At 65.8% G+C, this 3,707-nt stretch carries 1 protein-coding gene and 2 pseudogenes; 1 reads left to right on the top strand and 2 read right to left on the bottom strand.

Going from position 1 to position 3,707, the window contains the following annotated elements; translation table 11 throughout:
- Positions 1-390, bottom strand: a pseudogene (orn, locus tag R1101_RS27395) (oligoribonuclease); the annotation flags it as partial.
- 72 nt (positions 391-462) lie between these two features.
- Positions 463-2,022 carry a flavin-containing monooxygenase gene (locus R1101_RS0118300; protein ID WP_016934801.1) on the bottom strand — a complete coding sequence of 520 codons (1,560 nt, stop codon included), beginning with the start codon at positions 2,020-2,022 and terminating at the stop codon, positions 463-465.
- 271 nt (positions 2,023-2,293) lie between these two features.
- Between R1101_RS0118300 and R1101_RS27390 the strand changes: the two are divergent.
- Positions 2,294-3,707, top strand: a pseudogene (locus R1101_RS27390) (helicase HerA-like domain-containing protein); the annotation flags it as partial.

Here is a 3,707-nt window from a genome sequence, read left to right as displayed (position 1 = left end):
ACCATGCGGTAGTGCAGGTAGTTGTCGAGCTCGGGCATGTCGCGGGTGATGAATGCGCGGTCGGTCGCGATGGAGTTGCCCGCCAGCGGGGCCGTGCCGGCCTCCGTGACGTGCTCGCGGATGTACGCGAGGACCTGCTTCTCGGCCTCGGCGAGGCTGACCGTGGAGCGCCGCACCTCTTCGGTGAGCCCGGACCGCTCGTGCATCTGCTGCACGACCGCCGGCATGTCGGCGAGGGCGTCGTCATCGGCGTGGATGACGATGTCCACGCCCTCGCCGAGCACGTTGAGATCACTGTCGGTGGACCAGAGCTGCGATCTCGATCAATTTGTCGCTGCCGAGACGCAGTCCCGTCATCTCACAGTCGATCCATACGAGTTTGTCCTGCACGACAGACAGACTAGCCATCGGATGCGCACTCACGAGGGGCGGCATCGAGGGCCGGAGACGAAATGCCCGACATCACGCCTTGACGGGGACGGTGCGTGATGCGGCCGGCCGGACCGGGCGGCGCGCGGCAGGGGCACGGTGCCGGCCGATCGTCCGGCCTTCACCGGTCCCGTTCTGCACTGCCGGCCCGTTCTGCACTGCCGTCCCGTTCTGCGCTGCCGTCCCGTTCTGCGCTGCCGTCCCGTTCTGCGCTGCCGGCCCGAGCGGCAGCGAGCCGTTGCGGGTGAAATCGTGACTCAGGAAGGACTCGGGGGAGTCGTCGAGGATCTCCATCCACGGCGCCGGCAGCGGCGGAGCGAGGGTGCCGGTCAACGTCGAGGCGTAGCTCTTGTTCCGGTACCCCATGATGTCGTTCTTCTTGTCCTTCTTCCACTGCTTGAACACCTCGCCCTGGCGTTCGACGTGGAACTCGGGGTAGTCGGTGCGGTCGACCAGATCGCGGATGTAGGCGGCCTGGAAGTCGATGTCCTCCACCGGCGACGACAGCTTCTCCTCGCGTGCCCGCCACTCGTCGATGTCCTTCTCGCGGGTGTCGAGATCGGGCAGGTCGACGCGGCCGAGCATGACGTCGCGTGCGTACCAGGCCTGCGCGTCGAACATGTTGAACGTGAAGTACTGGTCCTGTGCGCCGAGGTACATCAGCCTCGGATTGCGCTGGAAGAAGATGCCCTTGTAGATGTCGCGCGGATACAACCGGTTGTTGGTGCGCAGCGACAGTTCGTCGGGCAGGAACGGATAGTGGTGCTTGTAGCCCGTGCACAACACGATGGCGTCGACCTCGCGCGTGCTGCCGTCCTGGAAGTGGGCGACCTTGCCGTCGACGTGGGTGAGCAGAGGCACCTCGGAGAACTGCTGGGGCCAGTCGTGGCCCATGGGTGCCGTGCGGTAGCTGAAGGTCACTTGTTCGGCGCCGTACTTGACGCACTGGGTGCCGATGTCCTCGGCGGAGTAGCTGCTGCCGACGAGGAGCAGGCGCTTGCCGGTGAACTCGCGGGCGTCGCGGAAGTCGTGAGCGTGCAGTACGCGTCCCGGGAACCGGTCGAGGCCCTCGAAGTGGGGAACGTTCGGAGTGGAGAAGTGGCCGGTTGCGACGACGACATAGTCGAATTCGTCGGATTCGAGGACGCCGCGGTTGTGGTCCATCACCGTCACGGTGAACTTCTGCGTCTCGTCCGACCAGTCGACCCACCGCACTGCAGTGTTGAAGCGGATGTACTTGCGCACGTCGCTCTTGGCGACGCGACCCATGATGTAGTCGAGCAGGACGGCCCGTGGCGGGTACGACGGGATCGGGCGGCCGAAGTGCTCCTCGAAGGAGTAGTCGGCGAACTCGAGGCATTCCTTGGGGCCGTTGGACCACAGGTAGCGGTACATGCTCGCGTGGACGGGTTCACCGTTCTCGTCGAGTCCCGTGCGCCAGGTGTAGTTCCACATTCCGCCCCAATCGGGCTGCTTCTCATAGCAGACGATGTCGGGGATCTGCTCCAGACCGGCCTTTCGGGCTGCTTCGAATGCGCGCAGCTGCGCGAGTCCACTGGGACCTGCTCCGAGAATGGCGATCTTGGGCGTCAATGTGCTTCTCCTGTGCTCGTGAAATGTTTCGCGTAGTTCGTTGCTAGCACAAGTCATTGTTTTTGCGAATGATCTTCGTTTCCTCGCCGCTTCGAGTTCTCCCGAAGAACATGCAGGTCATGAAGGGTGTCGGGCTAAACGCTCGCGCGACATCGGTTGTGATCGGAATCACTGTAATGCGACAATTCTGGCGCTCGATAGAAATGGTCTTTCCGTAGCGTGAGGGGCCGGTACCGTCACGGTGGGCAGGTCGACGCCGGAGGGGGCGAGTATGACCGAGAACCCGGAAATTTCCACTGCTGCCATCGCGTCCGGATACGACGTGATCGGCGAGGCGCTCGAACTGGGAAGTGTCGTTCTCGACGGCGTCGCCGACCCGGACGCGCAGGTGCGCATCCCGCTCGCCACGATCAACCGTCACGCTCTCGTCGCCGGCGTTACCGGCACGGGCAAGACCGAGACGCTGCAGATGATGGCAGAACAGCTGTCGTCGGCGGGGGTTCCGGTGGTGATGGCGGACGTCGAGTCCGATCTGTCGGGCCTGTCCGCCGCAGGCGAGCCGAACGAGGACGTGCTCACCCGGGCGGCCGACACCGGGGACGAGGAATGGACCCCGACGGGTCATCCCGTGGCCTTCTACTCGGTCGGCACCGACGGCGTCGGCATCCCGGTCCGTGCCACCGTCACTTCCTTCGGCCCGATCCTGCTCTCGAAGGTGCTCGGCCTCGACACGACTGAGGAATCGACGCTCGGACTGATCTTCCACTGGGCCGACCGCAACGGACTTCCGCTGCTCGACCTCGCCGACCTGCGGCAGGTGATCCGGTACCTGACGAGCGACGAAGGACGCGACGCACTCGACGAACTCGGCGCCGTGTCGCCCGCGACCACCGGTGTGATCCTTCGCGCCGTCGTCGGCCTCGAGAGCGCGGGTGGCGACGGATTCTTCGGGGAACCCGAACTCGAGGTCGAGGACCTGCTGCGTGTGATCGACGGCCACGGGACGATCAACCTGTTCGAACTCGGCGAGGACGCCACCCGTTCTGCGCTGTTCTCGACCGTCCTGATGTGGTTGCTCGCCGGCCTGTTCCAGGCGCTGCCGGAGGTGGGTGACGTCGACAAGCCCCGGCTCGTCTTCTTCGTCGACGAGGCGCACCTGCTCTTCACGGACGCGTCGAAGGCCTTCGTGCACCAGATCGAGCAGACGGTGAAGCTCATTCGTTCCAGAGGGGTCGGCGTGGTCTTCTGCACGCAGCTACCCACCGACCTTCCCAGGAGCGTGCTGTCGCAACTCGGCGCGTGGGTGCAGCACGCGCTACCCGCCTTCACCCCCGAGGACGAGGCCGCGCTCGCGAAGGTCGTGCGCACCTTCCCGAAGACGGACGCCTACGACCTCGCCGAGGCGCTGACCGGGCTCGGTACCGGCGAAGCGATCGTGACGGTCCTGTCCGAGCTGGGCGCGCCGACGCCCGTCGCCTGGACGCGTCTGCGACCGCCGCGTTCGCTGACGGGCACGGTGGGGAGAGCGCGATGCGCGCGTCGGCGCAGGCGAACCCGCTGTACGGAAAGTACGGCCGCACCATCGACCGGGAATCGGCGTACGAGAAGCTCACCGCGTCGATGGTCGGGGCGACCGATGTCGAGCCCGTCCCGGACGTGCCGTCGCCGGCGCCGGACGAAGCCGG

Origin of the sequence: Rhodococcus sp. R1101, assembly GCF_000278445.1 — a bacterium.
GTDB classification, from domain to species: domain Bacteria; phylum Actinomycetota; class Actinomycetes; order Mycobacteriales; family Mycobacteriaceae; genus Rhodococcus; species Rhodococcus gordoniae.
Note: the sequence above shows the minus strand (reverse complement) of the source record. Positions and strands in the feature narration are given on the sequence as shown.